This window comes from Mesorhizobium onobrychidis, from assembly GCF_024707545.1.
Lineage (GTDB): Bacteria > Pseudomonadota > Alphaproteobacteria > Rhizobiales > Rhizobiaceae > Mesorhizobium > Mesorhizobium onobrychidis.
In genome coordinates, this window is the sequence record NZ_CP062229.1 from 6,341,003 (window position 1) to 6,355,317 (window position 14,315).

The following is a 14,315-nucleotide window of genomic DNA, read 5'->3' on the forward strand; positions in this document are numbered from 1 at the left end:
GCACATCGGTACGGTCACCTAGTTTCCCGGCAGCTGATCTCCTAGTTTTTTAAGGGCTTGCCTAGTTTTCACGGACTTGCAGCGCGTCTGCCGACGGCAAAAGCCAGGGCTCGCCGCGAAGGCGGAGCAGAATTTCCATCCGGTTTGCTGCGTTGAATTTGCCGAGCACGGCGGAAACCTGGTGCTCGATGGTCCGCGGCGAGCGCGACAGACGCCGTGCCGCCTCCTTGTTGCCCAAACCTTGAGCGATCATTGTGAGTACCTGTTGTTCTTGCCTCGTCAGGCCCAGTGGATGCTGCCTAGCCACGGTGTATGGCCCCCGGCGCTGCTTCGGCAGCAGATTGGCAGCTCCGATGCGCTGCGCCAGCTTTCGCGCCAGCGCTGCCGCGGGGCGCGCTTCGACGCCCTCGAATGTAGCCACGGCGCGAGCCAGCGCCGCGCCGGCATCGGTTCCGCGGACCTGCATGAGGGCGAGCGCTGACTCATAGGGAAGACCCAGGCGGGACCATTCTGCCGAGGCCGCCATCGGGTCGCCGCGGAGTTCCAATGCTTGCGGCAAAGGAATGCGGCCGGCCGGCACCGGCAGCGATCCCGCCATTCCGCAGCGCTGCCACCAGACTGCCAGTTCACCGACATCCCAGGGACGGAAATTGTCGAGGTCCATTTCGGTGAGGGCCGTCAGCTGCTCGTGGCCGGCGCCGGGCTCCTCGGCAAGCCAGGCGGCCTCGGCCAGCGCCAAGCGAACCGGTATGACGCGTTGAGCCTCGCCGGTTGTCAGACCCTCCTGGAGCGCCTGCTCCAGCAGGGCCGCGCCACCGGGCTCACCCAGCCGGATCCGCGCCCTGCCGAGTTCCGTCAGAGCCGGCAGGTGCATCACCATCGGCAGGCGTTCCAGATTCATGACGCCTTGGGCAATCGTCTCGGCCTCGCGAAAGCGGCCCTGCTCGGTACGAAGCTGTGCCTGCCGGCCGAGCAGGTATTGCGCCGCCGAATCGAGGTCGTGCCTGGCGCAATACGCAATCCCTTCCGCGAGCAGCCGTTCGGCCAAGGCGAAGTCCTTGGCCACTACCGCGCATTCGGCGAAGTTCGTATAGGCTCGCGACGCATGGTCGTGAAACCCGTGATCGAGCGCCAGGGTAAGGCTTTCCTCCAACCGCTCACGCCCGCCCGGGCGGTCGGCGAACATCAGCGCTGTGCCGACATTGTTCAGGGCGTGGACGCGTGTCTCGACCTCACCAAACCGGTCCGCCAGGCTGATCGCGCGCTCGCCCCATTCGATCGCCTCGTTGAAGCGATAATGCAGCATGTGTAGCTGCGAGCGCGTGCTGTATGCCATCGCCAGTTCCGGCCCAGGCGGCAGGTTCTCCACTTCACGCACTGCCTGATCCGCGTAGTCTTCCGCCTCCTGGCCCTCTCCGCGGCGCCAGTGGAGACGCGACAGCCAGCGCAGATTGGCCCCGACCTTGTCGATGCGCCCAAGCTCCCGCCAGATCGCAATGGCGCGATGCCGCGCCTCGATGATTTCATCGTAGACGAACAGTGACAGGCCCGCCTCGTAGGCCCAGTCTTCACAAAGCTGGGCAGCCAGCGCCGACGGAGCCTCTGAAACGTATCGGAGTGCGGTCGCCAGATGTGAAGCCGCCTCTCTATGCGCGCCCAGACGCGCGGCCTGCTCGGCGGCCTGCGGCGCGAGCTCCAGGACGCGTTCGCCGTTGTCGGCGCCGCCGGCATGGTGCACCCGTCGCGAAAGTAGAGCGCTTGCCTGCGCCGCCGGAAGTTCGGAGAGTGCCGCTTCGACTTTCGCATGCAGCGACCGTTGGAGAGACGGAGCGAGGCGGTCGAGCGTCGCTTCCCTGGCAAGCTCGTGGCGAAACGTCAGCGCGCCTTGAACATCCCGCCGCAGCAATCCCCGTCCCACGCACTGATCCACGAGAACTTCGGTCTCGTCCCCGAGAAGCGCCCGGATCAGCCACGGCTCAACGCTGCCCGGCATGATGCTCATGACCTCCAACACCTCGCGCTCTCCTGGGGTCAGGCGCGACAAGCGCGACCAGACCGCATCGCGTATGGAATCGGGCACGCGCCCCGACTCGACCTCACTGCTAGACAGGAGTTCGGTGACGAAGAAGGGATTGCCCTCGGTAATGCGATAAAGCCCGCCGGCGGAGCGGCCAGCCTGCTCGGCCAGCACCGTCACCGCCTGGGAAGACAGCGGTTCCAGGGTCACGCGGCTCACCGAGCCGGACGGAAGGTCGCCGAGCACGTGGGTCAGAGGATGATCGGCACTTATCTCGTCTCTGCGCATGCTGAGCACCAGCATCGTGCGAAGCAGGGAGACGCGGCGACCGAGGTATCTTACCAGGTCAAGTGTCGCATTGTCGGCCCATTGCATGTCCTCGAAGACGAGCACGGTCGTGCCCTTGGTGTGCTGAAGCGCATTCAACAACGCCGGAAAAAGCCGCTCCGGCGCCGCGGTCTCCTCGAGCAGCGCCGCCACGCGGGGGTCTAGCAGGTGCGCCATGTCCTGAAGAGGACCGAGCGGGCGCGGTGTGAAGAGCGCCTCGCACCAGCCCCACAGCATCCGGTAATTCCTGTCGGCGTTTTCCGCGAATTCGCGCAGGAGGGAAGTCTTGCCGACGCCCGCTTCGCCGTCCACCAGCACGGTCCCGCCGTGTCCGGCCGCAGCTCTCTCGGCGCTGGCCAACAAAGTTCCAAGCGGCGCCTCTCGCTCAAGCAGCATAAAAACTCACGCCTCCTTAACCTTGAAGGTACAGCAGTAAGCCTCGAGTGCAACAACGTCATTTCATGTGGATTGATTGGAATGACAGCTTTCGTCTATTTCGTCTTCGATCGCATCGTGATGGCTGCCGACGGCGCGAACGCCGTCGGCCAGGCAGATAGTGTAGAAAGACCTGCTGCCGATGAAGATGACATCCTCGACCCGTCCCATCGCCGATTGCGTGGTGTCATTGTCCCGGTTGAAGCGGAAGGATTCCGGACGAATTGAGACGATCATCTTGCCGCGCAATTCGCCTGTCGGAACGATGCTGTTGTGAAAGCGGAGCCGGATCCGGTAACAGGACGCATCAGTCATGAAGTTCCTTCGAGATCGCCGGGCCGACCGAAAAATCGCTGAATGTGACTTCGAAACCTTCACGTTGCGGCGAACAGCACATCATGCCGATATCGACTGTTTTCGAAGGCGGGAAGTAGGCGAGCCGCACCGGCTTCCAGTGATGGTCGGAGGCATCAAGATACTGAACACGAATTGTCTCGGCATGGCGGGTCAGCCGGATCCTGACGCCGCCCGGACCAGCCGGGATGCTGACCAATGACCAGTCGGAAGCATCATTGGTGACGACGACGGAAAAATATGCCAGCCCGTCGGTGAACTCAATGCCGGCCTTGACCCAGTGCGTCTCGCTCAGCCGGACCATCAAACCGGCCTGGTCGTAGAGCACCTTGTAGTCCCCCTTGACGGTGACCTCGGCGCTGAAGTCGCCCTCGACCTGCCGGTAGAGGAAGTGGCCATTGTCGCGCCAGAAGTCGTAGAACGTCGCGCGCCAGAAATCGGTTTCCTTCCCGGTCCGCACATGCACGGTGCTGTCGCCGAAAGCATGATGCGGTGGCGGGTTGAGCCAGGTCAGTTCTGCATTCTGAGATGTCATCGACTTGCTCGTCTCTCCAGTTCGTGTTGCCTTGTCCGTCGCTCATGCGAAGAGGCGGCTACGATCTCGTCCAGATCATTTGTACCCGGCTCCAACCGTTTCATTTCGGCGTTTGGTAAAGCTCGGTCGCGGCCTCTCTCAGAGCGCGCCGGCTGTCTGGCCTGAAATACATCATGTGGCCGCCTTCCAGCAGGTCGACGCGGATGGGCTTTGCGCCAGGAAGCGAAGGAACCTGGCCGACCAGGTAGCGTGACACCAGATAGGGTGTCACCAGGTCGGTGTAGCCGTTGACGATCAAAACGCCGAGGCCGGGATTTAGCGCGCGCGCCTGCTGAAGGTCATCCATCACGCCGACATAGCCCTGACGCGTCGGGCTCGTCCCGTAATCCCAATTGCCGCTGACTTCGCGGTTGAGAAGCCGGTAGCTTAGATCGGTGCGGAATTTCAATTCCTCACGCACATAGCTGACAAAAGCGGATGTGAGCGCCGGCACGCTACGGTCGAGCACCGGATCAGGACCGCGAGGCCTTGGACTTTCCGGGGCAACGTCTGCCGTTTCGATCGTGCCGTCATAGGTGCTGAGAACATTGCCCCTTGCCCGCGCAAACTCCTTGGCGAAGAGGGCGGTGGGAATGCGTGCAAAGTTTCGTTTGACGAGTTCGAGCGGCAGGCCGGTGATTTCGGCAACGCGCGGGCTCGCCAGGCGCCCACCCTGTTCGAGCCCGCTGGCAAGCGCGACGAGATAGTCGCCAAGCGCATAGCGTTCGACATCGGCCAACCGCTCCTGCAGTTCGGAACCGGTGACGCCTTCGCTGCGCAGGCGCACCGCCGCCAGCGACGGCAGCTCAAGCGCCCAGTGGAGCGGCTGGAACTCGTCGGGCCGCACGAGTGTGAATTCGAGCGCGGGCGAGATGAGCACGATGCCGCGAGGACTGATGCCGATATCATCCTGAAGCGTCTTGGCAAGCAGTGCCGCCCGAAACCCACCATAGCTTTCGCCGGCAAGAAACACCGGCGACGCCGTGCGGCCCGCCTGTGCCAGGTAGAGCCGGATAAAGGCGCCCATCGCGGCAGCGTCCTGGTTGACGCCCCAGAAGCTGCGTGCCTCGGTTCCGGGTGCTTCGCGGCTGTAACCCGTTCCGACCGGGTCGACAAAGACCAGGTCGGTCATGTCGAGCCATGTGTTCGGGTTGTCCAAAAGCCTCTGCGGCGATGGGAGAAAACTTCCATTAGCCGCCGTCGCCATCACGCGTGGACCGAGCGCGCCGAGATGCAGATAGGCGGAAGCCGCTCCGGGACCACCGTTGAATACGAACGTGATCGGGCGCTGGGGATCAGGTTCCCGGCTTGGCTCGGCACGCAGCGTGTAGGCGACATGAAAGATTTCCGCGGTGACGTCGCCCTTGCCGGATAGCAACGACAGCGTGCCGGCCCTTGCCTGATAGTTGAGCGTGCGTCCCGCGATCACGATCGAATGATCTGAGACCTGGGGCGGCGGAAGCAGCGACAGAACGCCGCCTGAAGGCGACGGCCGCTCGGCCACTTCCGCATGGCCGGCTGAAAGGCCGCCAACCAGCAGCAGCATAGCAAGGGTGATTTCTAGCAGCTTGATACGCATGACGACTCCGCAGCGGAACGACTGGAAGCTACCACGCTGATTGCTCAGCCGAAATCACAGGACCGTGCACGCCCTCGCTGCTGGAAGGAGACAGCGTGACTTTCAACGCACGATCTTGACGCACATCGGCGTGCCGACATCGATAAACCGTCCGGTGTCGGCCAGCCGGCCCGTGGCCGCGTCGCGCGCGAAAATCGAGATGCGGTCGGCGTTCTGGTTGGCCGAGAAGAGATGGCCGCCCGAGGGCGTCAGTGCCAGATTGCGCGGCGTGGCGCCCCCGCACGGCGCATAGTCGACGAGCGCGAGCGTGCCTGTCTGCTGGTCGACAGAAAACACCGCAACGCTGTCATGGCCGCGGTTGGAACCGTAGAGGAAGCGGCCATCGGGCGAGATCTGGATATCGGCGCAATGATTGCCGTCGCGCGTCGCGGCCGGCACGGCCGGCTTCGTGTCGATGACCGAGAGCCTTCCTGACGTATCGTCGAGCGCAAGCGACGCCACCGTTGAATCCAGTTCGTTCATCACGAATACGAAGCGCCCGCCCGGGTGCAGCGCCACGTGACGTGGGCCGGCGCCGGGCGCAAGCACCGACTCCGCCAGTCTGGTCAGGCTGCCGTCAGGCGCGATGCGGTACGAGACAAGCCGATCGATGCCGAGATCGGCGACGATCGCCACGCCGCCGGCAACCGTCTCGGTGACGCTGTGAGCATGGGGGCGTTCCTGACGAGCTGTATCGGGGCCCGTTCCGGCATGGGTGACGCTCGACAACGGCGCGGTCAGACCACCGTCCTCGCGCAGCCCATAGACGACGACCGAGCGATCGGGACCGCCTTCACCGATGCCGTAGTTGGCCACCAGGAGCTTCGTCCTGTCGCGCGTGATGGTGTTGTGCGCGGTGATGCTGCCAAGCGTCGGCTGCTTGTTGATGTAGGACAGCGCGGCGGTTTGCCTGTCGAAGCGGTAGGCCGAGACCACGCCCTCGCGCCAGGCGAGCACTTCGGAATTGGCATAGATGTGGGAGCCGTCCGGCGTCACCGACAGGAAAGTCGGATTGTCGATGTCACCCGTCTCAGTCAGTTTCCTCGTCTCCAGCGTCTCTTCGTCGAAGCTGTAGACGCCGAGCCCGACGCCGCGCGCGCCCTGAAAATAAGGCGCCTCGCGGTTGAGACTGCCGACAAAGACCAGACAGGCATTCCGCATAAATCCTCCCTTGTTCCGCCGGCGTTGGCCGCCGCGGATTCGCGCGAAATTTCGCTGAGACTCGCTTGCAACGCAATCCCATATGTGAAAAGTCTATTCACAAAAGAAGATTGACGGGAGGATAGATCATGCAATTCGCTGTTCCACGGTTCGTCGGCACTGGCGATCGCGAAGGAGAACTCGTGCTTTATTGCGAGCACCTGCAGACGGTGAAGTTCCGCAAGCCGGCCGATTTCGCCGGCAAGACGGAGAAATAGGCAATGGCCGCCATTGCCGAATTGCCGCTGACCGGGCTCGTCGTCGTCGACATGAGCCAGTTCCTGTCCGGGCCCTACTGCTCGCTGCGACTGCTCGACCTTGGCGCCCGCGTCATCAAAATCGAGCGCCCGGATGGCGGTGACCTGTCGCGCCGGCTTTATCTCAGCGACACCGAGATCGGCGGCGACTCTACAATCTTCCACGCCATAAACCGCGCCAAGGAAAGCTTTGCCATCGACCTCAAGGACGAGGCCGACCTTGCGGCGCTGCGCGGCCTGCTGGCCAAGGCCGACGTGCTGATCCAGAATTTCCGCCCCGGCGTCATCGAGCGCCTGGGCCTCGACTTTGAGGCGGTGCGTGAGATCAATCCGCGCCTGGTCTATGCCTCGATCAGCGGCTATGGCGAGGAAGGCCCCTGGGTCAAGCGGCCCGGGCAGGATCTGCTGGCGCAGGCGCGTTCCGGCGTGATGTGGCTGAACGGCGACGAGGACCAGGGGCCGGTGCCCTTCGGCCTGGCGATTGCCGACATGCTGGCGGGCTCCGCCGCCGCGCAAGGCATCCTTGCCGCACTGGTGCGGCGCGGCCTGACCGGCACGGGCAGCCACGTCGAGACCAGCCTGCTCGAAGCGCTGGTCGACTTCCAGTTCGAAGTGCTGACCACGCATCTCAATGACGGACGCCGCCTGCCGCGGCGATCGGCCTTCCGCAGCGCCCATGCCTATCTGTCGGCGCCTTACGGCGTCTATCCGGCCAAGGACGGCTATCTGGCGATTGCCATGACGCCGGTCCCGAAGCTGGCCGATCTCCTGGCGCTCGAAGAGCTAGCGCCCTATCGCGATCAGCCGTCGACCTGGTTCACCGCCCGCGACGAGATCAAGGCGATCATCGCGCAAAAAATCGCGACGAAGACGGTCGACGAATGGCTTGCCATCCTCGAGCCTGCCGATATCTGGTGCGCCAAGGTGCTGACCTGGCCGGAAATGATGGCCAGCGAAGGCTTCCAGGTGCTCGACATGCTGCAGACGGTGACGCGCGAGGATGACGTCTCGATCCTCACCACGCGCTCGCCGCTCAGGGTCGATGGCGTCCGCGCCAAGGTCGAGCGGGCTGCGCCACGCATCGGCGAGCACAGCGCAAAGATCCGCAAGGAGTTCGGATTGTGAGCGACGTGATGCTCAAAGGCATGACCTGGAGCCATCCGCGCGGCTACGATCCGATGGTCGCCTGTTCGGCGCTGTGGAAGCAGCGCACCGGCGTCACTGTTGAATGGGACAAGCGCTCGCTGCAGGATTTCGAATCCTTTCCGGTCGAAGAACTGGCCCGTGCCTATGATTTGATCGTCATCGATCATCCGCATGTCGGCCAGATCACTGCCGAGAATTGTTTGGCGCCGCTCGATGTCGTTGGCCGCGAAGCGGAGCGCGCGGCGCTGGCGGCGGGCAGCGTCGGCCGGTCCTATCCGAGCTACAACTGGCAGGGCCGGCAGTGGGCGTTTCCGATCGACACGGCGAGCCAGGTGCAGGCGTGGCGGCCGGACATGCTTTCCGCCGCCCCGGCGAACTGGTCCGACGTGCTCGACCTGGCGCGGCAAGGTCGCGTGCTGTTGCCGCTCAGGCCGCCGCATTCGCTGATGGTGTTCTACACGCTTGCCGGCAATTTCGGCCGACCAGCCGCCGAAGAGCCTGGCGACCACGTAAGCCCCGAGATGGGCAGCCGTGTTTTCGAGATGATGCGCGAGATCGCGGCTCTCGTCGATCCGGCCTGCCTTGGCATGGACCCGATCGACATCCTGGAGCAAATGGCCAGGTCCGGCTCACGGATCGCCTGCGCGCCGCTGGTCTATGGCTATGTCTCCTATGCCATTGCCGGATTTCGGCCCAACCGCCTTGCCTTTGCGGACATCCCGGCTGCGGGCCATGCCGGTCCGGTCGGCTCGGCGCTCGGCGGAACCGGCATTGCCGTGTCGGCCTTTTCGAAGGCGAAGCAGGCGGCCATCGACTTTGCCTACTGGATCGCCAGCGGCGAGGTGCAGCGCGGCCCCTATGCGTCGGCCGGCGGCCAGCCCGGCCATGCCGCAGCTTGGGACGATGCAGTCGTCAACGCAGCCACCGGTAATTTCTACATGGACACCCGCGCCACGCTCGAGGGTGCCTGGGTCAGGCCACGCCATGATGGCTACATGACATTCCAGCAGGCCGCGTCCGATCGCATCAATCTCGGCCTGACCGAGAAGCACGATGCCGGCCGCGTCGTTGCCGATCTCAATCGCCTGTTTGTGGAGAGTTTCCCGGCACCCGGCGCTGCCGGTGGAGGATCCTGAAACAGCTTAAATGGAGGAGAACATGAACAGTCTGATCCGCGGCAACCCACGCTGCTGATCGGCCTCGGCTTCCGGCCGTCGACCGTGCAGGCTGCACTTGGCCTGGTGATCGTGCTGCTTGTGTCGCTCTATGACCGCGAGAGGCACGTGTCGGCGACGATCTGAAGCCGCTTACAAACTCCAAAGCCGCTTCGCATTGCCGGAGAGCAGCTTTTGCCGCTCATCGATGCTTGCACCGGCAAGCAGCGCGTGCGTCGCCGCCACCCAGGTCGCAAGCCCGCCACCAAGCGTGCAGACCGGCCAGTCGCTGCCCCACACGACGCGGTCCCAGCCGAAGCATTCGATGGTGTGCTCCACATAGGAACGCAGCGTTTCGACAGTCCACGATCCAGTGTCCGCATAGGCGACCACACCGGAAATTTTGCCGACGACGTTTGGGCGGCGCGCAATCTGCGCCATATGCTCGCGCCAGGGATGCTCACTGCTGCCCTTGATGTCGGGCACGCCGCAATGGTCGAGCACGAACTGCACGTCCGGCGCGAGATCGGCGAGTGCAATCGCCTTGGGGATTTGGTGCGGCAGGACGACGAGATCGAAGGTCAATTGCGTGCCGGCAAGCCGTTTGATGTTTTCCCGAAACAGCGCGCCTTCCGAAAGCTCGTCCGGCATGACGTGGAGCACACGGCGAAAACCCTTGACGAAGGGATCGGCGCGCTGGCGCTCGATATAGGCGGCAAAGCCCGGCTCTTCGGGACGGCAGGAGGCGATTGCCCCGCGCAGCAAACTGTCTTTCTGATGTGACAGCGCTTTCACATGGCTGGTTTCGGCCTCGATGTCAGCCGGATCGACATCGACCTCCATGTGCAACGCCCCCTCTATGCCGGCGCGGCGAGCCTGGACTGCATATTCGTCGTAGGAAAAATCGCGGTTGAGCGCCGGCACGCCGGAGAGCCAGGGATAGCGCAGTGCCGACTGGTCGATCAGGTGCAGATGGGTATCGAAGATCATGACGGCGCTCCCCTCCTTGGCGACTTCGAGATCATCTCACGGAGAAATTTTTCATTCAAATAAGAATTTATTTCGCCTGCTTGGCCGCGGCTCCCGCCAGTGGCGATAGCTTTTCGGTCGCTGCCAGCAACAGTTCTATCGTCCTGGTGATATCGGGCGCCTTGGGTGCGCTGACCAGGGTTATGTAGGGGATCGACAGCGCGGCGATCGCCCTGCCGTCCGAGCCAAGCACAGGTGCCGACAGGTTGAACACACCGGCGGTCTGCATCGACGCCATCATCTCATAGCCGCGTTCACGAATCTGGTCGAGGCGGGCAAAGAACTCCGGCGATTGAGGCGGCTTGTCGGTGCTGCGCAGATGTTCGGAGATCATCATCCGCCGCTCTTCCGGTGAGCGGAACGCCAGCAGTACATGGCCGGAGCCGGTGTCGAACAGGCTGATATGCGAGCCGACGCGAATCGAGATGCCCCAGTAATTTGGCGCTTCCTGCTGGGCGATAACCACCGCGGAGCCGCGGTCGAAGACGACAAGCTGGTTTGCCTGCTGCGAGGTTTCGGCAAGTTCACGCATCAGCGGCGTCGCATAAGAAACCAGCCGCCGCACCGGCGCGTGCAGTTGCGCCAGACCAAACAGCTTGAGCGTCAGCGAATAACGATCACCGTCGGGCCGCGTGACGTAGCCGCGTCGCACCAGCCGGTCCAGCATGCGGTAGAACTCGTTGGGGCTACGGTCGAGCTTTTTGGCGATTTCCGCCTGCGTCAGGCCGCCGTCGACGCCGGCCAGAAGCTCGAGTATGTCGAGCCCCTTGTCGAGCGCCGGGGCGCGATAACGGTCCTCGTCCTCGTCCTCCGCCATAGCACTCCCCAGTGAATTTTGACTTTCATATACGCACGATGGCCTGCATCCGGAAAGGAACTTTCAAACTTGACGACGCCGTAAATGTTTTGTTTGTATATGAATTATGTACTGCAAATCGGGTCGGCTTGCCCGAAACCGCTCAAAGCCGGCGACCGAGTGAAAATGAGCCTGGACCTGTCGCTGGCCCATCTGTTTTCGCCGATACCGGCAAGACATTGCGAGGTTAACGTCATGGCAAAGATCGAAAAAGTCGAACTGCGCATGGTCGATCTGGTGCCGAAGGTCAAGCGCACCGATGCGATCCAGAGTTTTGTCAGCCAGGAGACGCCGATCGTCACTATCACCGACGCCGACGGCGCGGTCGGCACCGGCTACAGCTACACGATCGGCACTGGCGGCTCCTCGGTGATGCGGCTGTTGGCCGACCATCTCGCGCCGCGGCTCATCGGCCGCGACGCTGACATGATCGAGGCGATCTGGCACGAGCACGAATTTGCCACCCACGCCACGACGATCGGCGCGATCACGGCAATCGCGCTCGCGGCCATCGATACGTCGCTGTGGGATCTCAGGGCGAAGAAGCAAAACCTGCCGCTGTGGAAGCTGGCCGGCGGCGCCAAGGACCGCTGTCCGCTCTACACGACCGAAGGCGGCTGGCTGCACATCGAGACCGAGGCGCTGGTCGAGGACGCGCTGGCCGCCAAGGCCAAGGGTTTTCGCGGCTCGAAGGTCAAGATCGGCAAGCCGCACAGCTCAGAGGATCTCGCCCGGCTGACCGCGGTGCGCCAGGCGGTCGGCTCATCCTACGAGATCATGACCGACTGCAACCAGGGCTTTTCGGTCGACGAGGCGATCCGCCGGACGGAGCGGCTGCGCGATCTCGACCTCGCCTGGATCGAGGAACCGCTGCCGGCCGACGACATAGACGGCCATGTGCGGCTGTCGAATGCGACGTCGACGCCGATCGCCATTGGCGAGTCGCTCTATTCGATCCGGCATTTCCGAGAATATATGCAAAAAGGCGGCTGCTCGATCGTGCAGGTCGATGTCGGCCGCATCGGCGGCATCACGCCGTGGCTGAAGGTCGCGCATGCGGCCGAGACGTTCGACATCCCGGTCTGCCCGCATTTCCTGATGGAACTGCATGTCAGCCTGACTTGCGCCATTCAGAATGGCCGATATGTCGAGTATATTCCCCAGCTTGACGAACTGACCGCCAAGAAAATGCGCATCGAGAACGGGCACGCATTGGCGCCGGACGAGCCCGGCATCGGCATCGACTGGGACTGGGACGCCGTCAAGGCGAAGAGCATCGCGGAATTCACGACCGATATAAAAAAATAGGGAGCCGGACATGCAGCGGATGGGAATGGTGCTCGGCCTCAAGCCGGAAAAGGTCACTGAATATGTGCGGCTTCACGCTGCCGTCTGGCCTGAAGTGCTTGCCATGATTTCCGCCTGCAACATCAAGAATTATTCGATCTATCTCAAGGAGCCGGAGCACCTTTTGTTCAGCACCTTCGAGTACCACGGCACCGACTATGCCGCCGACATGGCCAAGATGGCCGCCGATCCCAAGACGCAGGAATGGTGGGCGCTCTGCATGCCTTGCCAGGAGCCGCTGCCGACGCGCGGGGAAGGCGAGTGGTGGGCATCGATGGACGAAGTCTTCCATCATGACTGATGGCGTTTTCGATCCTGCCTCGCTCTCCCAGGCGTGGGCACAGCCGTCGAACCCCAGGCCGATTGTGATTTTCGGCGCCGGGTCGATCGTCGGCGATGCGCATTTCCCGGCCTATGGGAAAGCCGGCTTCCCGGTCGCCGGGCTTTTCGATCCCGATCAGGCCAAGGCGGAAAAGCTCGCGGCAAAATGGGGTGTCACCGCTTACCGGTCGGTCGATGAGGCCGCGGCGATCAAGAACGCCGTCTTCGACCTAGCGACGCCGCCGGCTCGTCATGCCGGCGTGCTCAGGGCGTTGCCCGACGGTGCAGTGGCGCTGGTCCAGAAACCGATGGGCAGCGACCTCACCGAGGCGACCGAGATCCTTGAAATCTGTCGCTCCAAAAAATTGAAGGCGGCGGTGAATTTCCAGCTCCGCTTCGCGCCGATGATGCTGGCGCTGAAGGATGCGATCGCCAAGGGCTGGCTGGGCGACGTGGTCGATTTCGACGCTTGGCTGGCGCTTGCCACTCCCTGGCAACTCTGGGAGTTCCTGCTGAAGGCGGCGCGCGTCGAGATCGCCATGCATTCGATCCATTATCTCGACCTGATCCGGCAATTGCTCGGCGATCCCGGAGGGGTTCACGCCAAGACGCTCGGCCATCCCAACCACAAGGTCGCGCAAACGCGCACCAGTGCGATCCTCGACTATGGCGACACCGTGCGCTGCGCGCTGTCGATCAATCACGATCATAAATTTGGCCGAAAACACCAGGCCTGCGAGTTCCGCATCTGCGGCACCGCGGGAGCCGCCTATCTCAAACTCGGGCTCAATCTCGACTATCCGCGCGGCGAGCCGGATATCCTTGAAATCTATCCGAAGGGCGGCTCAGACTGGGTTACAGTGCCGCTCGTCGGCGAATGGTTTCCGGACGCCTTTGTCGGCCGCATGGCCAATGTCCAGCGCTACGCGTTAGGCGAGGATGCCGAACTTGTCAGTTCCGTCGAGGACGCCTGGAGCACCATGGCACTGGTTGAAGCCGCCTACCAATCGAGCGCGGCGCCGGCAACACCGATCGGGGCGAGGCCCTGACATGGAGCAGACGATTTACTTTGAAGACTACCAGATCGGCTCGTCGCGCATGACCAGCGGGCGCACCATCACCGAAACCGATTTCGTCGTCCACGCCGGCCATACCGGCGATTTTTTTCCTCACCACATGGACGCCGAGTTCATGAAGACGACGCCGTTCGGCCAGCGTATCGCTCATGGCACGCTGGTCTTCTCGGTCGGCGTCGGGCTGACGGCAAACGTTATCAACCCGGTCGCCTTCTCCTATGGCTATGACAGGTTGCGCTTCATCAAGCCGGTGTTCATCGGCGATACGATCAAGACCCGCACCACCATCTCGGCCAGGGAAGACGACCCCAAGCGGCCGGATTCGGGCCGGGTCATCGAACGCTGCGAGGTGATCAACCAGCATGGCGATGTGGTCCTAGTGGCCGACCACATCTACATCGTCGAGCGCCGCGACAAGCCGAACAGCGCTTCGAACTCAGTTTGACAAAACGCGCTTTTTAGCCAGGCCTCAAGTTCCCGGAAGTGGCTGACGGTTAGGTCAACTCGTGCCGCCAGCCTTGATCTCGCGGGCCTGTGAAAGATGGCGCTGAACCCCGAGACAAAAAACCCGCCTTGGCGGCGGCCGTCACCTGTCAAGTTGAAA

General features: G+C 63.1%; 13 protein-coding genes and 1 pseudogene. 7 read left to right on the plus strand and 7 right to left on the minus strand.

Features of this window, described 5'->3' with window-relative positions; translation table 11 throughout:
• Positions 1 to 61: 61 nt before the first annotated feature.
• The 5 genes from IHQ72_RS31320 to IHQ72_RS31340 all read right to left on the minus strand — a co-directional run bounded on the left by IHQ72_RS31320 (position 62) and on the right by IHQ72_RS31340 (position 6,486).
• The gene (locus tag IHQ72_RS31320; protein ID WP_258119517.1) at positions 62 to 2,740 is read right to left on the minus strand and encodes an ATP-binding protein; all 2,679 of its coding nucleotides are present in this window, start codon (positions 2,738 to 2,740) and stop codon (positions 62 to 64) included.
• A 63-nt stretch (positions 2,741 to 2,803) separates the two neighbouring features.
• On the minus strand, positions 2,804 to 3,094 hold the full coding sequence (locus IHQ72_RS31325) for a TOBE domain-containing protein (protein WP_258119518.1): 291 nt from the start codon (positions 3,092 to 3,094) through the stop codon (positions 2,804 to 2,806).
• Entirely contained in the window at positions 3,087 to 3,668 is a 582-nt protein-coding gene (locus IHQ72_RS31330) for a DUF1349 domain-containing protein (protein ID WP_258119519.1), read from the minus strand. Before IHQ72_RS31330 ends, IHQ72_RS31325 begins: the two co-directional genes overlap by 8 nt.
• Before the next feature lie 100 nt (positions 3,669 to 3,768).
• Entirely contained in the window at positions 3,769 to 5,286 is a 1,518-nt protein-coding gene (locus IHQ72_RS31335; protein ID WP_258119520.1) for a S10 family peptidase, read from the minus strand.
• 102 nt (positions 5,287 to 5,388) lie between these two features.
• Positions 5,389 to 6,486 (minus strand): lactonase family protein, encoded by a 1,098-nt coding sequence (locus IHQ72_RS31340; RefSeq protein ID WP_258119521.1) that lies wholly within the window; start codon positions 6,484 to 6,486, stop codon positions 5,389 to 5,391.
• A 170-nt stretch (positions 6,487 to 6,656) separates the two neighbouring features.
• Here IHQ72_RS31340 and IHQ72_RS31345 point away from each other — a divergent pair.
• The 3 genes and pseudogenes from IHQ72_RS31345 to IHQ72_RS31355 all read left to right on the plus strand — a co-directional run.
• A pseudogene (locus IHQ72_RS31345) lies at positions 6,657 to 6,743 on the plus strand (amine oxidase); the annotation flags it as partial.
• A gap of 3 nt (positions 6,744 to 6,746) precedes the next feature.
• Positions 6,747 to 7,907: a CaiB/BaiF CoA transferase family protein gene (locus IHQ72_RS31350; protein WP_258119522.1), complete on the plus strand. Its 1,161-nt coding sequence runs from the start codon at positions 6,747 to 6,749 to the stop codon at positions 7,905 to 7,907.
• Positions 7,904 to 9,064 (plus strand): extracellular solute-binding protein, encoded by a 1,161-nt coding sequence (locus tag IHQ72_RS31355; protein WP_258119523.1) that lies wholly within the window; start codon positions 7,904 to 7,906, stop codon positions 9,062 to 9,064. The genes IHQ72_RS31350 and IHQ72_RS31355 overlap by 4 nt, the downstream gene beginning before the upstream one ends.
• Positions 9,065 to 9,235: 171 nt before the next feature.
• Here the strand turns inward: IHQ72_RS31355 and IHQ72_RS31360 are convergent, their stop codons facing one another.
• Positions 9,236 to 10,072 carry an amidohydrolase family protein gene (locus IHQ72_RS31360; protein WP_258119524.1) on the minus strand — a complete coding sequence of 279 codons (837 nt, stop codon included), beginning with the start codon at positions 10,070 to 10,072 and terminating at the stop codon, positions 9,236 to 9,238.
• Positions 10,073 to 10,139: 67 nt separating this feature from the next.
• The gene (locus tag IHQ72_RS31365) at positions 10,140 to 10,928 is read right to left on the minus strand and encodes an IclR family transcriptional regulator (RefSeq protein ID WP_258119526.1); all 789 of its coding nucleotides are present in this window, start codon (positions 10,926 to 10,928) and stop codon (positions 10,140 to 10,142) included.
• Between the two features lie 234 nt (positions 10,929 to 11,162).
• Between IHQ72_RS31365 and IHQ72_RS31370 the strand changes: the two genes are divergently transcribed.
• Genes IHQ72_RS31370 through IHQ72_RS31385 form a run of 4 tightly spaced genes read left to right on the plus strand, consistent with a single transcriptional unit; the run spans position 11,163 to position 14,156 of the window.
• Positions 11,163 to 12,275 carry a mandelate racemase/muconate lactonizing enzyme family protein gene (locus IHQ72_RS31370; protein ID WP_258123993.1) on the plus strand — a complete coding sequence of 371 codons (1,113 nt, stop codon included), beginning with the start codon at positions 11,163 to 11,165 and terminating at the stop codon, positions 12,273 to 12,275.
• A 10-nt stretch (positions 12,276 to 12,285) separates the two neighbouring features.
• The gene (locus tag IHQ72_RS31375) at positions 12,286 to 12,615 is read left to right on the plus strand and encodes an L-rhamnose mutarotase (protein ID WP_258119527.1); all 330 of its coding nucleotides are present in this window, start codon (positions 12,286 to 12,288) and stop codon (positions 12,613 to 12,615) included.
• Complete coding sequence (locus tag IHQ72_RS31380; protein ID WP_258119528.1) at positions 12,608 to 13,684, plus strand: Gfo/Idh/MocA family protein; 1,077 nt, start codon at positions 12,608 to 12,610, stop codon at positions 13,682 to 13,684. Before IHQ72_RS31375 ends, IHQ72_RS31380 begins: the two co-directional genes overlap by 8 nt.
• Position 13,685: 1 nt before the next feature.
• Complete coding sequence (locus tag IHQ72_RS31385; protein ID WP_258119530.1) at positions 13,686 to 14,156, plus strand: MaoC/PaaZ C-terminal domain-containing protein; 471 nt, start codon at positions 13,686 to 13,688, stop codon at positions 14,154 to 14,156.
• Positions 14,157 to 14,315 lie beyond the last annotated feature (159 nt).